Origin of the sequence: Chryseobacterium sp. ZHDP1 (assembly GCF_018603435.1) — a bacterium.
In the GTDB taxonomy this organism is placed as follows: domain Bacteria; phylum Bacteroidota; class Bacteroidia; order Flavobacteriales; family Weeksellaceae; genus Chryseobacterium; species Chryseobacterium indicum.
The window spans coordinates 1,007,505-1,032,740 of record NZ_CP075682.1 but is presented as its reverse complement, the minus strand read 5'-3'; the positions used below and the strand labels follow the sequence as shown (position 1 = coordinate 1,032,740).

Annotated in this window: 16 protein-coding genes and 1 CRISPR repeat array; of the genes, 5 read left to right on the top strand and 11 right to left on the bottom strand. The window is 34.2% G+C overall.

Features of this window, described 5'->3' with window-relative positions; all coding sequences use genetic code 11:
• Positions 1–65: 65 nt before the first annotated feature.
• From KKI44_RS04620 to KKI44_RS04595, 6 genes are all read right to left on the bottom strand, one after another.
• Positions 66–740 carry an ion channel gene (locus tag KKI44_RS04620; protein WP_250902157.1) on the bottom strand — a complete coding sequence of 225 codons (675 nt, stop codon included), beginning with the start codon at positions 738–740 and terminating at the stop codon, positions 66–68.
• 6 nt (positions 741–746) lie between these two features.
• Positions 747–1,067, bottom strand: coding sequence for a hypothetical protein (locus KKI44_RS04615; RefSeq protein ID WP_214590050.1), 321 nt, complete (start codon positions 1,065–1,067; stop codon positions 747–749).
• A gap of 111 nt (positions 1,068–1,178) precedes the next feature.
• Positions 1,179–1,529, bottom strand: a complete 351-nt coding sequence (locus KKI44_RS04610) for a DoxX family protein (protein WP_214590049.1) — start codon at positions 1,527–1,529, stop codon at positions 1,179–1,181.
• Positions 1,530–1,604: 75 nt separating this feature from the next.
• Positions 1,605–2,375, bottom strand: a complete 771-nt coding sequence (locus KKI44_RS04605) for an SDR family oxidoreductase (RefSeq protein WP_214590048.1) — start codon at positions 2,373–2,375, stop codon at positions 1,605–1,607.
• Positions 2,376–2,420: 45 nt separating this feature from the next.
• Positions 2,421–2,819: a helix-turn-helix domain-containing protein gene (locus KKI44_RS04600; RefSeq protein ID WP_214590047.1), complete on the bottom strand. Its 399-nt coding sequence runs from the start codon at positions 2,817–2,819 to the stop codon at positions 2,421–2,423.
• 65 nt (positions 2,820–2,884) lie between these two features.
• Positions 2,885–5,008: a Tex family protein gene (locus KKI44_RS04595; protein ID WP_214590046.1), complete on the bottom strand. Its 2,124-nt coding sequence runs from the start codon at positions 5,006–5,008 to the stop codon at positions 2,885–2,887.
• A gap of 704 nt (positions 5,009–5,712) precedes the next feature.
• Here KKI44_RS04595 and KKI44_RS04590 point away from each other — a divergent pair.
• The 4 genes from KKI44_RS04590 (at position 5,713) to cas2 (ending at position 12,650) form a co-directional block, all read left to right on the top strand.
• Positions 5,713–6,390, top strand: coding sequence for a YceI family protein (locus KKI44_RS04590; RefSeq protein WP_214590045.1), 678 nt, complete (start codon positions 5,713–5,715; stop codon positions 6,388–6,390).
• Between the two features lie 694 nt (positions 6,391–7,084).
• On the top strand, positions 7,085–11,278 hold the full coding sequence (gene cas9, locus KKI44_RS04585) for a type II CRISPR RNA-guided endonuclease Cas9 (protein ID WP_214591099.1): 4,194 nt from the start codon (positions 7,085–7,087) through the stop codon (positions 11,276–11,278).
• 12 nt (positions 11,279–11,290) lie between these two features.
• The gene (gene cas1 / locus KKI44_RS04580) at positions 11,291–12,184 is read left to right on the top strand and encodes a type II CRISPR-associated endonuclease Cas1 (protein ID WP_214590044.1); all 894 of its coding nucleotides are present in this window, start codon (positions 11,291–11,293) and stop codon (positions 12,182–12,184) included.
• Positions 12,185–12,311: 127 nt separating this feature from the next.
• The gene (gene cas2 / locus KKI44_RS04575; RefSeq protein WP_007842732.1) at positions 12,312–12,650 is read left to right on the top strand and encodes a CRISPR-associated endonuclease Cas2; all 339 of its coding nucleotides are present in this window, start codon (positions 12,312–12,314) and stop codon (positions 12,648–12,650) included.
• Between the two features lie 497 nt (positions 12,651–13,147).
• Positions 13,148–18,274: direct repeats of the CRISPR family, unit length 47 nt; unit sequence GTTGTCCTTCATCACGAAGATAATAATTTTTGAAAGCAATTCACAAC.
• Positions 18,275–18,930: 656 nt separating this feature from the next.
• Here the strand turns inward: cas2 and KKI44_RS04570 are convergent.
• The 3 genes from KKI44_RS04570 to KKI44_RS04560 form a co-directional block, all read right to left on the bottom strand.
• A complete protein-coding gene (locus tag KKI44_RS04570) occupies positions 18,931–21,150 on the bottom strand; it encodes an NADP-dependent isocitrate dehydrogenase (RefSeq protein ID WP_214590043.1) in 2,220 nt (739 codons plus the stop codon).
• 546 nt (positions 21,151–21,696) lie between these two features.
• Positions 21,697–22,215 carry a hypothetical protein gene (locus KKI44_RS04565; RefSeq protein ID WP_214590042.1) on the bottom strand — a complete coding sequence of 173 codons (519 nt, stop codon included), beginning with the start codon at positions 22,213–22,215 and terminating at the stop codon, positions 21,697–21,699.
• Positions 22,216–22,670: 455 nt separating this feature from the next.
• Positions 22,671–23,087, bottom strand: a complete 417-nt coding sequence (locus KKI44_RS04560) for a hypothetical protein (RefSeq protein WP_214590041.1) — start codon at positions 23,085–23,087, stop codon at positions 22,671–22,673.
• Positions 23,088–23,288: 201 nt separating this feature from the next.
• On the opposite strand from KKI44_RS04560, the gene KKI44_RS04555 reads away from it, so the two are divergent.
• Complete coding sequence (locus tag KKI44_RS04555; RefSeq protein ID WP_214590040.1) at positions 23,289–23,699, top strand: hypothetical protein; 411 nt, start codon at positions 23,289–23,291, stop codon at positions 23,697–23,699.
• Positions 23,700–23,923: 224 nt separating this feature from the next.
• Here KKI44_RS04555 and KKI44_RS04550 read toward each other — a convergent pair whose 3' ends face one another.
• A complete protein-coding gene (locus tag KKI44_RS04550; protein WP_214590039.1) occupies positions 23,924–24,289 on the bottom strand; it encodes a hypothetical protein in 366 nt (121 codons plus the stop codon).
• A 212-nt stretch (positions 24,290–24,501) separates the two neighbouring features.
• On the bottom strand, positions 24,502–24,864 hold the full coding sequence (locus KKI44_RS04545; protein WP_214590038.1) for an enoyl-CoA hydratase: 363 nt from the start codon (positions 24,862–24,864) through the stop codon (positions 24,502–24,504).
• Positions 24,865–25,236 lie beyond the last annotated feature (372 nt).

Here is a 25,236-nt window from a genome sequence, read left to right as displayed (position 1 = left end):
ATGATGTCTTTATTGAGGCTGATAAATTGATGGCTGTTAAAAATTCTGCTTCTTTCACTAACTCTTTATGATTTATAATTACTGGAAAATTTGCTGATAAGAATACCGACCAAAACCACTGAGTAAAACTGTCCTGCAATACCAAAAAAAGAAGTGATCAGTTTTGTATTGTAGGCGTTTGGAGTTATATCGCCAAAGCCAATACTAGTAAGGGTAATGGAACTGAAGTAAACCAGATCAATATACGTTTTTGCCGGACTTGAAAAATCAATTCCTTTAAAGGGTGAAGGATCTTGATAAATGAAGAATTGGAACAAAAAAGTGCTGATTTCTATCAGTAAAAAGTAACCGCAGCCCGAAGCCGAAATAATATCTGTATTGATATAACTGGGTTTGACTAAATATTTAAGCACCTCCAAAAAAATAAACATAAAGAAAACAACATAACCGATATTTAAAAAAATAAAATAGTAATGATTGTTTCCCAAAAAGGTTAAACCTATCGGCAATGCTACAACAAGAAAGAAAAGTATTTTTTGTAAAATATTTTTCCAGCGTCCTTTTTCTATAAAAACGCCAACACTTGCCATACCCAGAATCAGCATGTTTACAGGCCAGATTACTTTTGTGTAAAAAGCCAGATCGCTTAAAAAAATGGCTATGAAAAGATGTTGAATTAATGCAAAAAGCAATAATTCATATTTTTTCTTTTGTAAAAAGGGCTTTATGTTTTTAATCATTTTCAATTAATTGGCTTGTCCGATATCCAGACGATTTATTTTTCCTCCGGCATTGATGTGAAATTTAAAATAGGTTTTAAAATTGCCCCAGCGTTCGCTATGAAAATTTCCTGTAATGTCTCTTCCTTCGTTTTCCACTTTTTCAATACTTGTAAATTTTTCGTGTCCGCAGGCATCTTTTACAAACTTTTGAAAGTCTCTCGGATTGCCATCGTCGAAAAGTTGTACATCTGTTGCAAAAAATGATAAAAATGTTTTACTGTCGCCATTTTTCCATGCTTCAAAAGCATTTTTTACCGTTTCGTTGGTAAGTTTTTGGGTATCCATTATCGTATTTTTTGAGTTGTCTGAATGGCTGTTTTTTTGTGTAGCAGATTGTCCGCAAGCAGTAAAACCGGTTACTGAAAGGGGAATGCATGAGAATTTAAAGATGGTCTTTTACGCTTTGTTAAGGGGATGCTGGAAATAAAGAATCACTAAATTCAGCAACAGAAAAGGGAGTTCTATGGATGCCCCTTTCAGATCTTTGCTTACTAATTGCAGACAGATAATCATTAAAATTCCGGCTGCCATTAGAAAATTTCCCCAGACAAAGGTTTTTGGAAAAAGAATAAGAACGGCTGCCAGTATTGTAGTACCACCGTTTATCATCACCGCAGTTTTAGAGAAATTCCATTTGCCGAACATTTCCAGCATTTCCGGCTTACCGGAAAACATGGCGTACCCTTGCTTCACTCCCATACATATAGCAATGAGAATAAGGACTGAGTTTATTAGTTTTAAAATCATAATGTGTTTTTTTAATTAAAAAAAATGGATCATCGAAATCAATCATCCATTTTAATTTTACGAATTTACTTAATTTTATCTTGTGGTGTATCCTCCGTTGGCAAAAATAGTTTGTCCCGTAATCCACCATCCGTCTGTTACCAGAAAAGTAACCAAAGGAACAATATCTTCAGGATCGGTTAATCCTGTTTTGCTAAAACTGCTTAACGCCGCTGCAGATTTATTGTAAGCCGCCGAATCTGCAGTTTCCTGACCATAGAAAAACGGCGTTTCCATCGGACCCGGACCTACGGCAGTAACAGAAATTCCTCTTGAGCCAAATTCTTTTGAAGCAGCACGGGTATAGTGTTCTATGGGGGCTTTGCTTCCCGGATAGATGGCGTAATCGCTTGTATAAGCTGCCAGAAGTGAACTTACAATGGTACAGATTTTACCGTTATCGGATAGTTTTTTTCCGGCTTCCTGCATAAAAAAGAATGCCGCTTTAGCATTTACAGCAAAAATTTTATCATAATCTTCCTCGGTAACCTGTACAATCGGTTTTTTAATAACCATCCCTGTCGTGTTTACTGCAATATCTGCTTTTCCGTATTTTTCAATAGCTGCATCAAACAGTCTGGTGTTGTTCTCCACAACTGTTAAATCTCCCTGAAACATAAATGCTTCACCGCCTGCTGCAGTAATATCTGCTACTGTTTTCTCCGCATCTGCTCTGGTACTGTCACTATTGAAATGAACCACCACTTTAGCTCCTTTATCTGCAAAATCCAAAGAAATTAATCTTCCTAAATTTTTGGCACCGCCTCCTACAATTGCTACTTTTCCTTTTAAATCGTTTCTTGACATAATTTGTAAATTTTTAATTTTTTACAAATTTCGAGAAGATAAATTTTAAAAATATGGTGAACTTTTCGGAAGTTTATTCTCTTTTCTGAAATTTCCCGGAGTTTCACCTGTCCATTTTTTAAAGAACTTACCGAAGTTCGATGGATCGTAGGTTAGTTTCTTTGCAATTTCAGCAATCGATAACTCGGTATCTGTCAAAAGAAATTTGGCTTTATCTGCAATTTTAAGATCGTAAAAATAACAGGGATGATGTCCGGTTTCCCGTTGCAGAGTGTCAGAAAGATGCGAGTGAGAAACATGCAGTATTTTGGCAATTTGGTTGAGTTTCAGGAAATCGCTGATATTTCCGCTTATCACCTCTTCGATATGCTGGTCCAGAAAAGCGAAATATTCGGCAGTAATTTCTTTGCTTCGTTTTAAATTATTTTGCTTAGAGTCTGTCATTACTTTTTATCTTTCGATTTTTAGGATGTATGGGAATGGCTTTCTTTAATTTCCGATAAAAACATTTACAAAACCATACTCAGCTGAATTCTTTTTCTCGCCTCATCAATCTCCGTTACTCTTACCTGAACGTGCTGATGCAGTTTTACCACTTCGTTCACATCGGAAACAAAGCCGTCTTTTAACTGGGAAATATGAACCAATCCGCTTTCCTTGATTCCCAGATCTACAAAACAGCCAAAAGCCGTGATATTATTGACGATTCCGGGCAGAATCATTCCTGTTTTTAAATCTTTGATGCTTTTTACATTCGGATCAAATTCAAAAACTTTAGCCGCTTTTCTTGGGTCCAGTCCCGGTTTTTCAAGCTCTTTTAAAATGTCTTTGATTCCTAAAATTCCGATGTCTCCGGTGATGTAGTTTTCGGGTTTTATCAGTGCAATTTTTTCTTTATTGGCAATCAGTTCATTGGTTTTTATGCCTAAATCTTTTGCCATTTTTTCAACAATTCCGTAAGCTTCGGGATGTACGGCAGAATTATCCAGCGGATTTTTGGCATTATGGATTCTTACAAATGCGGCTGCCTGCTGAAAAGCTTTTTCTCCCAGCCTCGGAACTTTTTTAAGCTGCTTTCTGTCCTCAAAAGCTCCGTTTTCAGTACGGTAGTTCACAATGTTTTCTGCCATTTTCTCGCCGATTCCCGACACATAGCTTAATAAAGATTTACTTGCTGTATTCAGATTGATTCCTACAGAATTTACACATTTCATCACTGTAGAATCGAGTTCGTTTTTTAACTGAGTCTGATCCACATCATGCTGATATTGTCCGACTCCGATGGATTTCGGATCGATTTTTACCAGTTCTGCCAACGGATCCGCCAGTCTTCTTCCGATAGAAACCGATCCGCGAACCGTCACGTCATAGCTTGGAAATTCTTCACGCGCAATTTTACTTGCAGAATACACCGAAGCTCCGGCTTCCGAAACAACGAAAACCTGTAAAGGTTTGTCGAATGCAATTTTCTTGATGAAAAACTCGGTTTCGCGGCTTGCGGTTCCGTTTCCGATGGAAATGGCTTCAATGTTATAGGCATTTACCATAGAACGGATTTTTTTCATTGCCATTCCGCTTTCGTTTTGCGGAGCGTGCGGATAAATGGTCTCGTTGTGGAGCAGATCGCCTTTTTCGTCTAAACAGACTACTTTACAGCCGCTTCTGTAACCCGGATCGATCGCCAGAATCCTTTTTTCTCCCAAAGGCGGCGCAAGAAGAAGCTGTGTAAGGTTTTCAGAGAAAATCTCAATGGCTTTTTTATCAGCTTTTTCTTTGGCTTCCTGTAAGGTTTCGTTGGAGATTGCGGGTTCCAGTAATCTTTTGTAGCTGTCTTTGATCGCCAGTGAAATCTGTTCCGATGTTTCATTGTTGGATTTGATGATGGCATTTTCAATAAATTCAATGGCTTCCTCTTTATCGATTCCGACATTGGTTTTCACAAAACCTTCGGATTCGGCTCTTAACATGGCTAAAAGGCGGTGAGAAGGGGTTCTGTTCAGGTTTTCTTCCCATTCGAAATACTGAGAGAATTTCTGTGCGTCTTCTTCATCTTTTTTGGCTTTCACCACTTTTGAAGTAACCACCGCTTTTCGCTGAAATAATAGGCGTAGATTTTTTCTCACATACATATTTTCGTTGATCCATTCTGCCATGATGTCTCTTGCGCCATGCAAAGCTTCCTCTTCGGAGGCAACCTGATCGTTCAGATATTTTGAAGCCAAAAACTGCAGATCCTGAACTTTCTGGCTCATAATCATTTTCGCTAAAGGTTCCAGCCCTTTTTCTTTCGCTGCATCGGCTTTGGTTTTCTTTCTTTTTTTGAAAGGTAAATAAAGATCTTCAATTTCCTGAATATCAAAACTTTCTTCAATTCTCTGTTTCAGTTCCGGCGTTAAAGCGTTTTGTTCTTCAATCGATTTTAAGATGGATTCTTTTCTTTTTACAATTTCTTCAAACTGTTTACTGAGTTTTGAAATCTGTTCAATCTGTGTTTCGTCAAGGTTTCCGGTTTTATCCTTTCGGTAGCGGGAAATGAAAGGGATGGTGCAGTCTTCCGCCAATAGTTCTAAAGTGGAATTGATGTTTTTTCCGGATATATTGAGGGATTGCCGTATGTATTGTGTTGTGTTCATTTTAAAATTTAAAGGGCTAAAATAATCAAAATGTCTTTTGTAAACACATTTTAAATTTAACTACATTATGAAGTTGTTTAAAGTAAAAGAGTTTGCTCCTTTAGGAGCAGAATCTGTGTAGAAATAAGAATAAATCCGTCAATCCATCCATAGTATTGATATCTTAAATACGATAAATTTTCTAAAGATAGCGTTCCTACGGAACGCAGAACGCCTTGCGAATATGGGGTCTACACAGATAAAACTCTATAGAGTTTTTAAAAAACTTTAATTTCTAAAAAGCTTTATTGTCTTATTTAAATTTAACAAAGAGGCTTAACTTATTAAAGGTAAAAATAAATTATAAATTTAATACGCTTTTAAACACTTTAGTTGTTTAAGTTTAATACCTAAATGAAAAAAGGGCACGTAAGTTAAAAAAATCAAATATTTTTCTCTTTGCAAACTTTTGAAATACTTTACATAGATCCGATAAAGTGTTTTGCTTTTTTGCGGTTAAATTTATAATTGGTTTAAACAAACCTGATACAAAGATTTTTAAATGTACCATGTCTATTTAATAATTCTTATTTTAGCGGAAAGGCATTAACGGAAACCCTGAAATCTTATTTCTTGATGTATGATAAGATAAAAGTGTGGGATGTTTTCTATTTTTGGCTCCGGAATTTAGAGATTACGAATCAACTTTAAACAATTTAAATAATATGAAAAAACTAAGTGTTATTGCATTGGTTGCAGTAGGATTGCTTGCAGCGTCTTGTAACAAAGAAAAATCGGCTGAAAATGCAGCAACTTCTACCGAGCAGAAAGTAGCAGAAAGCAAAGGGGAAGTTTTGCCTGTAGATACAGTAGGTTCTGTGGTAAACTGGAAAGCATTCCACAAAGGGGGAATGGCTCCGCGTTGGGGAACTTTAATGGTAAAATCGGGAGATCTGAGCATTGAAAACGGCGGTGTAACGGCAGGAAACTTTGTGATCGACATGAACTCTATTAAAGTAGATCCGGCTTCTGTAACGGAAAAAGATAAAAAACCGGCAGATCTTGAAGCGCACCTTAAAAACCCTGATTTCTTCGACACGGCAAAAAATCCGACGGCTGATTTCAAAATTACAAGCGTAGCAGATCTTAAGGAAGCTCCAAAAGATGGGGTAGCAGGAGCTAACAAAACGGTAAGCGGAAACCTTACTTTATCCGGAAAAACAATGAATGTAACATTCCCTGCAAAAGTGGATGTAACGGAAAACTCAGCGGCAATCCAGGCTAAATTCACGGTGAACAGAGCAGACTGGGGAATTAAATTCGGAACTTCTGAAGCGGATCCTGCAGAATGGATGATCAGCAAAGACATCGAAATCGCTGTAGATGTAAAAGCTAAAAAATAATATTGTTAGATATTTCAGACTTGTAAAGCTGCCTTTTTTGAGGCGGCTTTTTTTATAATATAGTTTATTTTATAACTGTTGCTTTTTTATAATTTCCGATTCAATAGCCTTATGTTGTATGTATTTAATTTTTTTATATATTTGTAATTCCAATGATTCAATAACTTACTTCATTAGGCTGATTGAATCGGTTGTGACTTGCTTTTAAATTATTAAGAATGATAACCTCCATAATTTGGAGATGGATAAAACGAAAAATCCCTCGATGTTGGCGCATCAAAGGATTGTAACTTAGAATTAAATGTTTAATTTTTTAATTTATTGAAATGGAATTAAAAAACCTTATTTGCTTTCGTTCATTTAGACATTGGCGAAGCAAAAAGATAGTTCATCTATCTAAGCCTTTCTGTTTTTATTGCAAAAAGCGTAAATAAAAACATTTCAATTGGGCAGTTTTTTTAGCTGCCTAATTGTTTTGCAAATATACTAAAATTGTACGATTTGTTATAAAATAAAGAAGGCGAGTTACCCCGCCTTAAATGTTTTCACAACGGAATAATCCTTATTGTGAATTGCTTTCAAAATTATTGGTACAAATATAAAAGAAAATTTCTTTGAATGGTTTACGGAAAACCTCATTTTTAATATTTTTTTTCTTACTATTTTTATTTACTTCAAAAAACTGATACTTATGATTAAAAATATACTCGGACTGGACTTAGGAGTTTCATCAATTGGCTGGGCTTACGTTCAGGAGGATTCTGAAAATTTAGAAAACAATAAAATCATCAAATTAGGGGTTCGTGTAAATCCATTAACTGTTGATGAACAATTAAATTTTGAAAAAGGAAAACCAATTACAACTAATGCGGGAAGAACTTTAGCCAGAAGTGCAAGAAGGAATCTTCAGAGATTTAAGTTAAGAAGAGCCAATCTTATTGATGTTTTAAAGAAAAATAATATTCTTAAAGAATCTGACTTACTTGCCGAAGTTGGTGAAAATTCAACATTCCAAACTCATGAATTAAGAGCGAAAGCAGCAAAAGAAAAAATAGAACTTTCAGAATTTGCCAGAGTTTTGCTTCTTATCAATAAAAAAAGAGGGTATAAAAGCAGCCGCAAAGCTAAAAATGAAGATGAAGGACAGATTGTAGACGGAATGGCTGTTGCCAAAAAATTGTATGAAGAAAATTTAACACCTGGAGAATATTCATATCAACTTTTACAGCAGGGGAAAAAACAGTTGCCAGATTTTTACCGTTCAGATTTACAGGCTGAATTTGATAAAGTATGGGATTTTCAGAAACAATATTATTCAGAAATTTTAACCGATGACCTTTATAAAGAATTACAAGGCAAAAATAAAAATGCAACTTGGGCAATTCTGAAAGAGCCATTTTCTCTCGTTGGAATCAAGCAAACTGGAACAATGCAGGAGAAGAAAGTTGAAAAATACTTTTGGAGAAGCGAAGCGGTAAAAAAGCAATTGGATTTTGAAAGTCTGGCTGTTGTATTTCAGGAAATTAACAGCAATCTGAATAATTCTAGCGGTTATTTAGGTGCGATTAGTGATCGAAGTAAAGAGCTTTATTTTCATAATCAAACAGTTGGAGAGTATTTATTTCAGCAGTTGAAAGAAAACCCTCATACAAAGCTTAAAAATCAGGTTTTCTACAGACAGGATTACTTAAATGAATTTGAGAAGATATGGGAAACTCAATCAAAACATTATAAAGAATTAACGAAAGAATTAAAGGAAGAAATTCGGGATATTATCATTTTCTATCAAAGGAAACTCAAATCACAGAAAGGATTAATCAGTATCTGTGAGTTTGAAAACAGGGAAATTGAAATTACAGAAAATGGAAAAACAAAAAAGAAAACCGTTGGGCTAAAAGTTGCTCCAAAATCATCTCCTTTGTTTCAGGAATTTAAAATCTGGCAGGTTCTGAATAATTTACAATTTCAAAATTTAGATACAAAGGAAATATTCCCAGTAGATTTAGATTTCAAGCAATCTATTTTTGATGAGGTGAATATCAAAGGAAAGCTTTCTGCAAAAGATGTTTTAGATCTTGTTGGATATTCAGGAAAAGAATGGAAAACTAATTTCAAAGATATTGAAGGAAATTATACTAATGAAAATTTATATACTGCTTTTTTAAAGATTATTGCGAGTGAAGGGATAGAATTTCCAAAAGAATTTAAATTAACCATTGATGACGAAATTAAAGTTTCTAAAATAAATGCTTCGGCAGAAGTCATAAAATTATTTGTCAGAGAAAAGCTTTCAGAATTAGGAATTGATACATCTATTCTGGATTCTAATCCGGAGTTGGAAGGAAGTAATTTTGAAAAACAGGCTTCTTATCAGCTATGGCATTTATTATATTCCTATGAAGGCGATGATTCTCCTTCCGGAAACGAAAAATTGTATGAATTATTGGAGAGGAAATTTGGTTTCAAAAAAGAACATTCCAAAATATTAGCTGAAATTAGTTTTTCTCAGGATTATGGAAGTTTGAGCTCTAAGGCAATGCGAAAGATTTATCCTTACATTAAAGAACATAAATACAGCGTAGCATGTAATTATGCAGGTTACAATCATTCTAAAAATTCTTTGACCAAAGAGCAATTGGAGAACCGGATTTTGAAAGAACAATTAGATATTCTTCCTAAAAATTCTTTACGAAATCCAGTCGTTGAAAAGATTTTGAATCAAATGATCAATCTGGTCAATGAAATAATCAAAGAATACGGAAAACCAGATGAAGTAAGAATTGAACTAGCACGCGAACTCAAACTTAATGCGGAAGAACGAGCTACAATGACTTCTGAAATTAACAAAGCGACTATACAGCATCAGAAATATGCAGAAGTTTTGCAAAGAGAATTTGGCATAAAAAGTCCTTCAAGAAATGATATTATTCGCTATAAATTATACTTGGAACTGGCAAATAACGGCTTTAAAGATCTGTATACAGATGTAAAAATTGAAAGAGAAAATTTATTTACAGATAAATACGATATTGACCACATCATTCCTCAATCTCGATTTTTTGATGACAGTTTTTCCAATAAAGTTTTAGTTCCGAGAAGTGCTAATCTTAAAAAAGGAAATTTTACGGCTTTCGACTATCTTGAGAATGAAGGAAAGGAAAAATTAGAGAAATTTCTTAATGTCATAAAAGATCTTTATGATAAAAGTATTATAACCAAAGCGAAATATGAAAAGCTACAAAAAAAAGGTTCTGAAATAGGAGAGGGATTCATTGAAAGAGATTTAAGAAATACACAATATATCGCTAAAAAAGCAAAAGAAATTCTTTTCGGAATTACTAATTCTGTGGTTTCCACTTCGGGAAGAATTACCGATAAACTTCGGGAAGACTGGAATCTTGTCAACACAATGAAAGAACTTAATATCGAAAAGTACAGAAAATTAGGTTTAACGGAATTAATTGCAAATTCCAAAGGAGAGGAAAAAGAAAGAATCATTGATTGGACGAAGAGAAATGACCATCGCCATCACGCAATGGATGCTTTAACGGTTGCTTTTACCACCCACAGTCACATCCAATATCTGAATTATTTGAATGCAAGAAAAAATGAAGCTCATAAAGAACATAAAATAATTACAAATATTGAAAATAGCATTACAGAAATTGTAGAAAAGAAAAACGGATCAAAAGAAAGAAGATTCAAATTACCGATTAAAAATTTCCGTAGTGAAGCGAAAAAACAATTGGAAGAAGTTTTGATTTCTCATAAAGCTAAAAATAAAGTAGTTACCAAAAATATTAATAAAATTAAGAAAAAGGGAAGTATAATTGCAAAAACAGAACTAACCCCGAGAGGACAGCTTCATAAAGAAACAATTTACGGAAGTTCGAAATTTCTTAAAACAAAAGAAGAAAAAATATCTGGAAAATTTGATCTCGAAACTATTCAGAAAGTTCAAAATGAAAAATACAAAAATGCTCTGCTAAAAAGATTACAGGAGTTTGGCGGAGATTCTAAAAAAGCATTCACTGGGAAAAATATTATTTCTAAAAATCCAATATTTCTTAATGCTGAAAAAACGGAGCAATTACCTGAAACCGTAACTTTAGCTTGGTATGAAACAGGTTATACCATCAGAAAAGTTGTTAATCCGGATAATTTTAAAGATTTTAAAAATATTGAAAAAGTTATTGATAAAGGAGTTCGCGATATTCTAACTGAAAGATTAAAAGAATTTAACGGAAACTCTAAAGAAGCCTTTTCAGATTTGGAAAAGAATCCGATCTGGATTAACAAATCAAAAGGAATTTCAATAAAGACCGTTACTATTACAGGAATTAATAATGCCGAAGCTTTACATTATAAAAAAGATCATTTAGGAAAAGAAATTTTAGACGAAAATGGTCAAAAGATAGCCGTTGATTTCGTCAGTACAGGAAATAATCATCACGTTGCAATTTATGAAGATGAAAATGGAAATCTACAGGAGAAAGTTGTGAGTTTTTATGAAGCTGTAGAAAGAGTAAATCAGAATTTACCAATTATTGACAAAGAATATAATTCTGAGTTAGGTTGGAAATTCTTATTTACAATGAAACAGAATGAAATGTTTTTATTTCCATCAGACGATTTTGATCCGAAAGAAGTTGATTTATTTGATGATAAAAATCTGAGTTTGATTTCTAAAAATCTTTTTAGAGTGCAGAAGTTCGGATCATTGCTTTCTGGATTTTGGTTTAGACATCATTTAGAAACAAGTGTAGATGTAAATTCTGTGTTAAGAGGTACGTCATATAAAGTAATTCAAAGCTCTAATAATTTGAGATCTATTGTAAAAGTAAGGCTTAATCATTTAGGTAAGATAGTTCAAATAGGAGAATATTAAAACATTTATAGTATGATCACCCGCTCCATCTACATCGGCAATCCCGCCTATCTTAAGCTCAAAGACGAGCAATTGAAAATCCTTTGCCCGGAAACCAAAACGGAGAAGGGGAGTGTTCCTGTGGAAGATTTGGGGTTATTGATGCTGGATCATTATCAGATTACCATTTCACACCATCTGATTCAGAAAATGATGGGAAATAGTGTCGTGGTAGTGAGTTGTGATGCCCATCATTTACCGCACGGAATAATGCTTCCGCTGTATGGGCATACCGAGCATTCCGATCGCGTAAAAGATCAGTTGGAAGCCAGTGAACCGCTGAAAAAACAGCTTTGGAAACAGACAGTAGAATGTAAGATCGAAAACCAGAAAAATGTACTGATGAAACTGGGGAATTACTACGAACCGATGATTGAATATCAGAGAAACGTAAAATCCGGCGATATAACGAATATGGAAGGGATTGCGGCGCAGCATTACTGGAAATACCTCATCAGTCTGGACTTTTTGAGACAGCGTTTTGGAGATTCACCCAATCAGTTTTTTAATTTTGGATATGCCGTGCTTAGAAGCATTGTGGCAAGAGCCATTGTAGAAACCGGACTGTTGCCTGTTCTCGGCATTTTTCATAAAAATAAATACAATCCGTATTGTCTTGCCGATGATTTAATGGAACCTTATCGTCCGTTTGTTGATTTACTCGTGATGCAATGGCTGAAAATTCATCCGGATACCGAAGAACTGACGAAAGAATTTAAAGCGCATATTCTCCAGATTGCGACCAAAGATGTGCGTATTGATGACAAAACAAGACCGTTGCTGGTTGCTGTAAAAATGACCACATCATCGCTTTACAAATGCTACACAGGAGAAAAGCGGCTGATTTCTTATCCGGAATTGATGTAATTTTTTTATGGCAGCTTTATCCGCCCGTAGTTTATCCTGAGCGGAGCCGAAGGACAAAAATCTGCAAAAAGAGCTCCACTCAGGTCGGGCTGCAAACGTTACGATAAACAAACAATAGTCACCAAAAATGAACGCCGAAAGGTTTAATGCATACCGAATTATGTGGGTTTTAGTATTATATGACCTCCCGACCGAAACGAAAGCGAATATGAAAGATGCGAACCGTTTTCGGAAAGCTTTGATTGATGACGGGTTTACCTTATTTCAGTTTTCGATGTATGTACGACACTGTCCGAGCCGCGAAAATGCAGAAGTACACATCAAAAGAGTGAAATTTATGCTTCCTAAAGCCGGAAAAGTAGCCATTATGTGCATTACCGATAAACAGTTTGGAGACATCGAAATTTTTTTTGCCAGAAATAAAGAAGAACCGCCACCGACCTTCCAACAACTCGAATTGTTCTGAATTTTAAATCCTGAAAATAAAAATAATCTACTGAAAACCAGTAGATTATTTTTTGAGCTTGCCCTTCATCGCGAAGATAATAATTTTGAAATCCGCAGCTGGATAAGCGTAGGCGGATTCGACGAAAAGTGTTGGATTCGATTTGGCTGAGTCAAAGCAATTCTCAAATAGAAAATCAAAAAAGATAATTAGAGATAGATTATAATTACCTTTTAGAGATTTTGTTATTTTTAAAATACAAAATAATCCATTGAAAACCAATGGATTATTTTTTGAGGTTGTCCTTCATCACGAAGATAATAATTTTGAAATCCGCAGCCGGATAAGCGTAGGCGGATTCGACGAAAAGCGTTGGATTCGATTTGGCTGAGTCAAAGCAATTCCCAAATAGAAAATCAAAAAAGATAATTAGAGATAGATTATAATTAACTTTTAGAGATTTTGTTATTTTTAAAATATAAAATAATCCATTGAAAACCAATGGATTATTTTTTGAGGTTGTCCTTCATCACGAAGATAATAATTTTTGAAAGCAATTCACAACGGAAATTCGAAAAATGAAATTAGCGTGAGTGTTGTCCTTCATCACGAAGATAATAATTTTTGAAAGCAATTCACAACTTCATCCGTGCTATGCCAACTAAAGTTCCTGTTGTCCTTCATCACGAAGATAATAATTTTTGAAAGCAATTCACAACCACGCAAGTGAAAAGTACAAAAACGGTCGCGTTGTCCTTCATCACGAAGATAATAATTTTTGAAAGCAATTCACAACACCAGAGTGCGATATCACGATAATTATAAAGTTGTCCTTCATCACGAAGATAATAATTTTTGAAAGCAATTCACAACTATATTCCTTATAGGTGCCTTTGGAATGGTGTTGTCCTTCATCACGAAGATAATAATTTTTGAAAGCAATTCACAACCATCCAACTGAAAAGTACAAGAACGGTAGGGTTGTCCTTCATCACGAAGATAATAATTTTTGAAAGCAATTCACAACTTCTGCCGGTAGTTTGAATTGGTCCTCTTCGTTGTCCTTCATCACGAAGATAATAATTTTTGAAAGCAATTCACAACTTGCAGCATTATCTAGAAAAGCTCCAACAAGTTGTCCTTCATCACGAAGATAATAATTTTTGAAAGCAATTCACAACCGGCAGTTCAAAGGAGGTGAAGTAATTGATGTTGTCCTTCATCACGAAGATAATAATTTTTGAAAGCAATTCACAACTCCTGAATTCATGGACGCAAATGTCAGAACGTTGTCCTTCATCACGAAGATAATAATTTTTGAAAGCAATTCACAACATTAGCGCTGGTAAAATGAATAAGAGGGGTGTTGTCCTTCATCACGAAGATAATAATTTTTGAAAGCAATTCACAACTTAGAAAACTACGTAAAATGAAACAACAATGTTGTCCTTCATCACGAAGATAATAATTTTTGAAAGCAATTCACAACCACTTTTATTTCGGTAACGGCGTAACAAGCGTTGTCCTTCATCACGAAGATAATAATTTTTGAAAGCAATTCACAACAATCACTGTAGCTAATTTCGCATTTCTGTAGTTGTCCTTCATCACGAAGATAATAATTTTTGAAAGCAATTCACAACTTTCAAGGCTTTTACAAGTACCTCAAACTGGTTGTCCTTCATCACGAAGATAATAATTTTTGAAAGCAATTCACAACGTAGTCTATCGGCTTCATCAAATCTGGATAGTTGTCCTTCATCACGAAGATAATAATTTTTGAAAGCAATTCACAACAGCAATCTTGTTAATGATCTTACCATAAGCGTTGTCCTTCATCACGAAGATAATAATTTTTGAAAGCAATTCACAACCTTCTGAATGGACCTGCTCTGGGTAAATTTGTTGTCCTTCATCACGAAGATAATAATTTTTGAAAGCAATTCACAACTGCGTTTTTGCCATAGCTGTCTGAAATGACGTTGTCCTTCATCACGAAGATAATAATTTTTGAAAGCAATTCACAACGGATTATTTAATTTGTCGGATCCATAAGATGTTGTCCTTCATCACGAAGATAATAATTTTTGAAAGCAATTCACAACGATAAATAAATACTATTTTGATTTAATTTTGTTGTCCTTCATCACGAAGATAATAATTTTTGAAAGCAATTCACAACGATTCGGACCATTGTTTATTTTCGTAGGTAGTTGTCCTTCATCACGAAGATAATAATTTTTGAAAGCAATTCACAACTTATCAGATAAAATAAGCCTTCTCTGTTCTGTTGTCCTTCATCACGAAGATAATAATTTTTGAAAGCAATTCACAACATAGTATTCGGTTTGCCAATTCGAAGCGCTGTTGTCCTTCATCACGAAGATAATAATTTTTGAAAGCAATTCACAACTAACGAACTGATAAATAATGCAATTATATCGTTGTCCTTCATCACGAAGATAATAATTTTTGAAAGCAATTCACAACTGGAATACAAGAAGGTGTGGTTGATACCCCGTTGTCCTTCATCACGAAGATAATAATTTTTGAAAGCAATTCACAACATAAGTCTACAACACTACTTAGAAAAATTGGTTGTCCTTCATCACGAAGATAATAATTTTTGAAAGCAATTCACAACGTTGTCGTTTGATTTGGGTTTTTATCCAGTGTTGTCCTTCATCACGAAGATAATAATTTTTGAAAGCAATTCACAACTGCGTCAATAAAGTCGAATAGAGTAGGCATGTTGTCCTTCATCACGAAGATAATAATTTTTGAAAGCAATTCACAACATGCAATTTGGATCAAAAAAGTATTCTACCGTTGTCCTTCATCACGAAGATAATAATTTTTGAAAGCAATTCACAACATTGAGAATAAATAAGGATCTTCGACCTCTGTTGTCCTTCATCACGAAGATAATAATTTTTGAAAGCAATTCACAACAAAGGTCCAGCTATTCCAACCGAATAACAAGTTGTCCTTCATCACGAAGATAATAATTTTTGAAAGCAATTCACAACGGAGACAATATTCACCCGAATAACGCGGGAGTTGTCCTTCATCACGAAGATAATAATTTTTGAAAGCAATTCACAACAAGTAGGAGCGACAAATAAATTTTCACAAAGTTGTCCTTCATCACGAAGATAATAATTTTTGAAAGCAATTCACAACGCTGCCAACTCATAAAGATCGCCCTCCGTGGTTGTCCTTCATCACGAAGATAATAATTTTTGAAAGCAATTCACAACTAAAATCAAATAAAAATGAAAAAAGGTAAAGTTGTCCTTCATCACGAAGATAATAATTTTTGAAAGCAATTCACAACCAAGATCCCGTATTTCCTTAACCTAACCTAGTTGTCCTTCATCACGAAGATAATAATTTTTGAAAGCAATTCACAACCTCGTGGTGGTATAAGACTTTCGTAGTTTTGTTGTCCTTCATCACGAAGATAATAATTTTTGAAAGCAATTCACAACTACTCTACAGTATTTTGAGAATTAGATATAGTTGTCCTTCATCACGAAGATAATAATTTTTGAAAGCAATTCACAACGAACCATAAGCGCAGCGATAGGAGCATTGCGTTGTCCTTCATCACGAAGATAATAATTTTTGAAAGCAATTCACAACAACAATCACCGGGAGTAAAAATCAGGTAGAGTTGTCCTTCATCACGAAGATAATAATTTTTGAAAGCAATTCACAACATGAAGTATAAAGAAAAGTTAGATTTAATTGTTGTCCTTCATCACGAAGATAATAATTTTTGAAAGCAATTCACAACATAACAATGGAGTTTATAAAGCTTTTCTTTGTTGTCCTTCATCACGAAGATAATAATTTTTGAAAGCAATTCACAACCGAATCGTTAACGAAAATTACAGCGTGCATGTTGTCCTTCATCACGAAGATAATAATTTTTGAAAGCAATTCACAACTTTCTATCCATGATTAGCTTAGATCATAATGTTGTCCTTCATCACGAAGATAATAATTTTTGAAAGCAATTCACAACGAGGTTTCACTTAAAGTCATTCCAAAAGCGGTTGTCCTTCATCACGAAGATAATAATTTTTGAAAGCAATTCACAACGTAAAATTCATCTTATTCGCTTGATATTATGTTGTCCTTCATCACGAAGATAATAATTTTTGAAAGCAATTCACAACTTCATCCGCGCCATGCCTACAAAAGTACCGTTGTCCTTCATCACGAAGATAATAATTTTTGAAAGCAATTCACAACTCTCTAAATTCGTCTCCCGTTTCCGTGTAAGTTGTCCTTCATCACGAAGATAATAATTTTTGAAAGCAATTCACAACTGGCATAATTCTTAATTTAAAAGTTTGTTTGTTGTCCTTCATCACGAAGATAATAATTTTTGAAAGCAATTCACAACAAGATATTATAAGAGACTTAGATTCGCAAAGTTGTCCTTCATCACGAAGATAATAATTTTTGAAAGCAATTCACAACGTAAAAGATTGAAAATTAAATCATATGTGCGTTGTCCTTCATCACGAAGATAATAATTTTTGAAAGCAATTCACAACATTAGCTTACAGCATTACTTAGAAAAGCTCGTTGTCCTTCATCACGAAGATAATAATTTTTGAAAGCAATTCACAACTTGAGATAATGAAGCAGATTTATAACAATTGTTGTCCTTCATCACGAAGATAATAATTTTTGAAAGCAATTCACAACCATAAAGATGATTTTTAATTGCCACAAATTGTTGTCCTTCATCACGAAGATAATAATTTTTGAAAGCAATTCACAACAACAAATCAGAAATTAATCATCTATTGGAGTTGTCCTTCATCACGAAGATAATAATTTTTGAAAGCAATTCACAACAATCGCATCAATCACAATAACTTTAATTTCGTTGTCCTTCATCACGAAGATAATAATTTTTGAAAGCAATTCACAACTCCGTAGTTGCCGTATTTATCTGTTTCTGTGTTGTCCTTCATCACGAAGATAATAATTTTTGAAAGCAATTCACAACTATTAATTCGTCTTTATTCATTGGTTTATTGTTGTCCTTCATCACGAAGATAATAATTTTTGAAAGCAATTCACAACATGATTTTCATGTTCAAATAAAACTATAAAGTTGTCCTTCATCACGAAGATAATAATTTTTGAAAGCAATTCACAACGCAATTAGATGGCAAGGATTGCGCATGGACGTTGTCCTTCATCACGAAGATAATAATTTTTGAAAGCAATTCACAACGTAATTGGTAACATTCCCCAGACCTACGATGTTGTCCTTCATCACGAAGATAATAATTTTTGAAAGCAATTCACAACATGAATGGATGCGCAAAGGCTGAGGAAAGGGTTGTCCTTCATCACGAAGATAATAATTTTTGAAAGCAATTCACAACTTTCTGTTATCATCTTAATTATCTCTTTGTGTTGTCCTTCATCACGAAGATAATAATTTTTGAAAGCAATTCACAACAGCCCAAGCCATTTTTTATTTTATTTTTAAGTTGTCCTTCATCACGAAGATAATAATTTTTGAAAGCAATTCACAACTGATTCGGAGTATAATATGATAATTCATGGGTTGTCCTTCATCACGAAGATAATAATTTTTGAAAGCAATTCACAACAAAGTAATGATGCGCTTCACATGGGTTGACGTTGTCCTTCATCGCGAAGATAATAATTTTTGAAATCCACTGCAGGAAAAGCGTAGGCGGATTCGACGAAAAGCGTTTGATTAAGCTAGGGCTGAGTCAAAGCAATTCACATTCAACTTTTGCTGTCCCAAAGATAATAATTTTTGAAATCCGCTGCAGGAAAAGCGTAGGCGGATTCGACGAAAAGCATTTGATTAAGCTAGGGCTGAGTCAAAGCAATTCACATTCAACTATTGCTGCCCATATATAATAATTTTTTAATCTGCTGCAGGAAGAGCGCGGGCGGATTCGACGAAAAGCATTTGATTAAGCTATGGCTGAGTCAAAGCAATTCACATTAAACCTTTGCTGTCCCAAAGATAATAATTTTTGAAATCCGCTGCAGGAAAAGCGTAGGCGGATTCGACGAAAAGCATTTGATTAAGCTAGGGCTGAGTCAAAGCAATTCACATATATTCTTGTTAGCCCAAAGACAATAGTTTTGAAATCCGCTGCAGGAAAAGCATAGGCGGATTCGACGAAAAGCGTTCGATTAAGTAAGCCAAGCTGATTTACAGACTTACAAAAAATAGCCACAACCGAAGTACAATCGGTTATGGCTAAAGGATATTTTAATAAAAACGAAATTAAATTCCGTCGATGATTTCATTTAAAACCGTACTCGGTCTCATGGCAGCGTACGTTTTGTACGTATCTGTTTTATAGTAACCGTCAATGTTCTGAGGTTTTCCCTGTGCACCAATTAATTCTGCGTTAATCACTTCTTCGTTTTCCTTCATTGCCTCTGCAATCGGAGCGAATTGTGCCGCTAATTCTGCATCAGCAGTCTGGTTTGCCAAAGCTTCAGCCCAGTACATTGCCAGATAAAAGTGAGAACCTCTGTTGTCGATTTGTCCCACTTTTCTTGCAGGCGATTTATCGGTAGCTAAGAATTTAGCATTAGCCTCATCCAGTGCATCTGCTAAAACCTGAGATTTTGTATTCCCCTGAGTTTGTGCCAAATGCTCTAAAGATGCCTGTAAAGCAAGGAATTCCCCTAAAGAATCCCATCTTAAATAGCCTTCTTCGATGAACTGTTCAACGTGTTTTGGTGCAGAACCTCCTGCTCCGGTTTCGAACAATCCTCCGCCGTTCATTAACGGAACAATAGAAAGCATTTTAGCAGAAGTTCCAAGTTCAAGAATCGGGAAAAGATCGGTTAAGTAGTCTCTTAATACATTTCCGGATACAGAAATGGTATCTTTCCCTTCTCTTGCTCTCTTAAGCGTTTCCGTCATGGCATCTTTTACATCAAGAATCTTAATGTCAAGACCGGTAGTGTCGTGATCTGCTAAGTATTTTTCAACTTTTTTGATGATTTCTCTGTCGTGTGCTCTTCCTTTGTCTAACCAGAAGATAGCCGGAGTATCAGATAATCTGGATCTGTTGACAGCTAATTTTACCCAGTCCTGAATCGGAGCGTCTTTCGTCTGGCACATTCTGAAAATATCTCCCTTTTCAACTTTCTGAGAAAGAAGTACGTTTCCGTTTTCGTCCTGAACTTCGATAGTTCCTTCTGCAGAAGCCTGGAATGTCTTATCATGAGATCCGTATTCTTCAGCTTTCTGAGCCATTAAACCAACGTTCGGAACAGAACCCATTGTAGTAGGATCTAATTTTCCGTGTGCTTTCATATCATCAATAACAGACTGATAGAAACCTGCGTAAGAACGGTCCGGAATGATACAAACCGTATCTTCTTCTTTTCCGTCTTTGTTCCACATTTTTCCGCCTCCTCTTACCAATGCAGCCATAGAAGCATCAACGATGATGTCTGAAGGAACGTGGAAATTCGTGATTCCTTTATCAGAATTTACCATTGCTACTCTTGGACCGTTTGCCAAAGCCGCTTCAATATCTGCTTTAATATCTGCTTCCTGAGTATTTCCTTTGATTTTTTCGAAAAGATCAGCCAGACCGTTGTTTGGATTAACATCTAAAGATTTAAATGTCTCTGCATATTTTGTGAAAACCTCTTTGAAGAACGTTTCTACGATGGCTCCGAAAATAATAGGATCGGAGATCTTCATCATGGTTGCTTTAAGATGCGCAGAAAGAAGAACGTTTCTGTTTTTTGCCTCTTCAATCGCTTCCTGTACGAAAGTCTTCAAAGCATTCAGATTCATTACGGAAGAATCAATTACTTCTCCTGCCTGAAGATTAGCGAAGTCTTTCAGTTGCGTTTCTGAACCGTCATTTCCTTTGAAAATGATTTTATATTTTGTAGCATTCTCTACCGTTACTGAAGTCTCAGTACCGTAGAAATCACCTGAGTTCATATGGGCAACATCTGTTTTGCTGTCAGAAGCCCAGTCGCCCATTCTGTGAGGGTTTGCTTTTGCGTAGTTTTTAACGGCTTTTGGAGCACGTCTGTCAGAATTTCCTTCTCTTAATACAGGATTTACGGCACTTCCTAAAACTTTGGCATATTTAGCCTTAATTGCTTTTTCGTCTTCATTTTTAGGTTCAGCTGGATAATTCGGTACCGCGAAACCTTTGGACTGCAGTTCAGCAATTGCTTCATCCAGCTGTGGCACAGAAGCGGAGATGTTGGGTAATTTAATGATATTTGCGTCAGGTTGAGTTGCCAGCTGACCCAATTCAGCCAAAGCATCGCCGATCTTCTGATCGTCTTTCAAAAATTCCGGGAAGTTTGCTAAAATTCTTCCAGCCAAAGAAATATCCGGAACGGCGATCTCAATGTTTGCAGATTTTGTGAAAGCTTTTACAATCGGTAAAAACGAGTGTGTAGCCAACATAGGAGCCTCATCCGTAAGGGTGTAATAGATTTTTGATTTGTCTGACATTATACTGTAATTTATTATTTGATTTTTTTAAGACTCACAAATTTAGTGATTATGATTGTTTTATAAAGATATTTTGCCCAGAAATTGTTTAAAGTGCCCTTAAGTAAATTGTTTAGAAATTTAAGACGAGGATTTTAAACCTTTTTGCAGATGGGTCCTGTGCTGTTTTTGAGACTTCATGATGGTTGTGGAGATGTTAAGAACCCTGCTTAGTTAAATTCAATTATTTCCCCAGTTTTATGGATAGGAAGCCTGCTTTTGTAGGGTAATTGGTTTGAAATCCTTATCCGAAAGGGTAGGGGGGGCTGCCAAATTATTGAATGATTAGCTTACGGGATTATCATCATGAATAAGGGTTCAATCTTCTCGATGTTCCACTAAAGGATTGATTGCATCTCAACGAGGTATTTAATTGGGAAAGGTGAGATTTCTTCTTACAATAAAGAAGTTATGGAAAACAACTTACATTCTTAGATCCTTCTATGAAGTTTTTCCTTCACAGATGTTTTTTTATTGAAACTTCTGTTCCTGAAAGGGAGCGGCATCTTATAAAGCATATCCTAAAGATACTCCTAAGACGAATCCTGCTTTTCTGTTATTTACACTTGGAAATTCTATCATAGGGTTCACTCTCACCACAAAACCACCCGTAGCAATCAACCGATAACCTACCCCCGCATAGTACATATTTTCAGACTTTCTATAAGTTACAGCAGGATCTTTTAATGTGTTTGTGAAGTTCTTCCCAAAAGTAGGCGTAACCCCTAAAATAAATTCCACATTATTATGATTTCCATATAATACTATTACCTGAACAGGTATACTATATCTTGGGGTCATATCATTTTTTGCCTGATCAGCAAAACCAAACCCAATTCCAGCTCTTCCCGCTATCCTAAACCTATTATCTCTTGACAAACTATAATTACGTTCATAATTGGCACTAAATAGCTGATCACTATTCCCTAATACTTCACCATAAATAATATTTTTTGAATCAACTCCATGTTCTTGCGAAAAAGCAAATGAACACAATGTTAGAAGAATAATTGTTAGTAGTTTCATTGTTCTTTGTATATCTTATTAATCTTTTCATCGGAAAGATTTACTATCCCCAAGACTTTTTTGCGCTTTGGAAGTCTTTACAGGCTGATTTTTTGTTTCCTATTTTGTTACAGGAAGAAGCTCGAAAGAGCAACAGATCATTAATTTAAGGCTCAATATTTAAAGCTTTCATTGCGTATTTATGGACATTTTATGATCTTTTCATCTGATAATAACAAACAGTAAGCGGAATATTATAACTAAGCGCATGGGAAAAGTCTGTTTAATCTTATGGGTATTGCTCATTAACCGTCTTTGGCAACCATTTTCAGGATTGTTGTTTTTGTATTATAAAAGAGTAATACATCTTCGGAACCAAAAAATGTATGCAAAGTTTTTTACATTTCCTGATCTGCTATCGTAAAATAAAATGAAAAACCTCATACACCTTCCTGATTAGATTTTTTTTAGAATATTTAGTTGGTTTCTAAAATTGAATTATTAATCTTGACAGTATCTACGTATATTGGTAACTCTTTTATATTCCATCCATTCGTGGGAGGGGATAAAAAATCATCCATTGGATAAATATCTAAAAGAACATTATTTTCATGATGTAGCGAATCAAAAACTAAAAGATATTTTTGCCCTTTTTTTAAATCTAGATTTATTGTATTATAATATTTTCTACTATCTATAAAATATTCATAATCTACACCTATACCGTTATTATTTTTATGATGCCAATCGCTAGTGGCTACTGCTAGGGTATATTTTTTCCTTTTTGATATATTCTTAAGACCATTTAAGGAACTTAGATACCAATAGCCAACTAAAATAACAAGTGCTGAAATTACAATCAAATGTAAATTTTTATCAATTATTTCTTTCATATTAAGGTAATAGATACTACTACTACTACTACTACTATTAATTAATAGTCTTTATTATTTCAAAAGTATAAATTTTAAATCAATAAAATATCGGGTTTTTCCTATTTTAAAATTTATCGTTTCATTTTTCTATTAAAGAGCGAAACTAAATTATAGAACAAAGAGACTGGTCTTTTGAAACAGTCTCTTTTATTATTGCTCATGGATTACAAATCCGCGAGAGCGGAAGATAAAAAGGAACTCGAACAGATCAGATTAATACAACAGCTCGAAGAGGAAGACAAGCAAACTATTTTCCAGCTCGTGGAAAAAATGCTTACCCATAAAAAGTTTAAAGATTTTTTTGCCAAAAACCAGCTACGCTATAAAACACAAAAACCACCGAAAAGCGGTGGATTCTTTATTATTGCTCACAGATTACAAATCCGCGAGATCTGGGGATCCGGTGCATTTTATAAACCATTACCTTTAGTCATATCTTTTCTTATTTTATTTTTAAAATCTTCAAAATTAGAATCAAAAAAATATGGAGGACGTGTAGAAAAACAGAATATTAACTCGTCCATAAAAAATGCAACTCTTTCCCAACAATTATCTTCATATTCGTCATAATTATATTTATGATGAATAAGCTTATTAAATTCTACAAAATCTTTTTTACTTAAATGATATTTGTCTTTGTATAAATTTATATATTCAAATGTTGAAATTAAAAAATCACCATATTCATCCAGAGTCAACTGATATAGATTTTTCGGATCAAATTTAATATATAATTCGTCTAATATTTTTCTTATAATACTATCTCTTTCTTCCATGTAATTCCCTTAACTATTTTACAAACCATTACCTTTCGTGACATGTCTTTTCATTTTATATTTGAAATCCTCAAAATTAGAATCCCAAAAAAATGGTGGATTATAAGTATATATAATCGCTAATTCATCCATAAAAAATCTTACGCGTTCGCTACAATTATCTTCATAACCATCATCTTCATAATTGTAAACAAAATCATTTGCAAATTCCCTGAAGTCCAAGGATGTCAAAAGATATTTATCCTTATATAAATTGATAGACTCAAATATTGAAATAATAAAATCTCTATATTCATCCAAGGTCATCTTGGAAATATTTTCTGGTCTTAGTTCAATTTCTAATTTTTCCTGAATTTGTTTTATAATTAAGTCTCTTTCTTTCATATGATTTATTTTACAGGTTGCCAAGCCGGGGCAGTAGTTTGGATTAATGCCCTAAATGTCCCCACATTTATAGGAATTGCAGGGTATATTTGTCCATAATTTGGAATCTCAGGATTAAATACAGGCATTCCTGTCAAGCCATAAAATATTAAAGAATTTGCTGGTATTTAAAAACTATTCCTTTGCTTCTTGTAAAATCAGGCACTTTTTAATCAATCAATTGAATTCATACTTGTAAATTCGCTTTCATCAATTTCACGTTCTAAGTATCCAACAACTTCATTCCAATTTTCACTCAGAAAAAAAATTCCGTAATATTTTTTCCCTAATACACTTACAAACCTCAGTTTACTATTAGAATAATTTTCTAAATTTAGTATTAGAGTACCTATTTCTTGTGATAAATTATCATTACCATTTCTGGTAGCGCTATATTGTCTAATTTTATATATTCCTATTAAGTTATCTCTATCAAAGTTATCACTATTGCTGATTTTAATTTTATATTGATCAATATTTCCTAAGAAATTTCTTTCTTTTTTAATTAATTTAAAAATGTCTTCTGATCTTAACATATGGAATACTTTATTTTGACTGCCTTGTTCAGTTAAATTCTGGCTCTCCAATCATTGTAGGCACAAATATAGCTCCAGCTATAAGACCGGCTGTAGAAAATAAACCCGTTCCGACGGCTGCTCAGGAAAGAGCTCTGGATTATTACCATACTCTGATTGATAAAAAAATAATAAATAAATTAAGTATTATCAAAACACATAGGATAATCTGATTAGTAATATTTTTTTTAATTAAAAATGCACTTGCAAAAAGAGACATAATTAGAAAAAAATATATCACGGACTTAATTTCCGGCATTTTATAATTAAAAAGATTATTCATATTATCAAAAATATTTTTATTGGATGGGCTATAAAATATTCTAAAAGCAA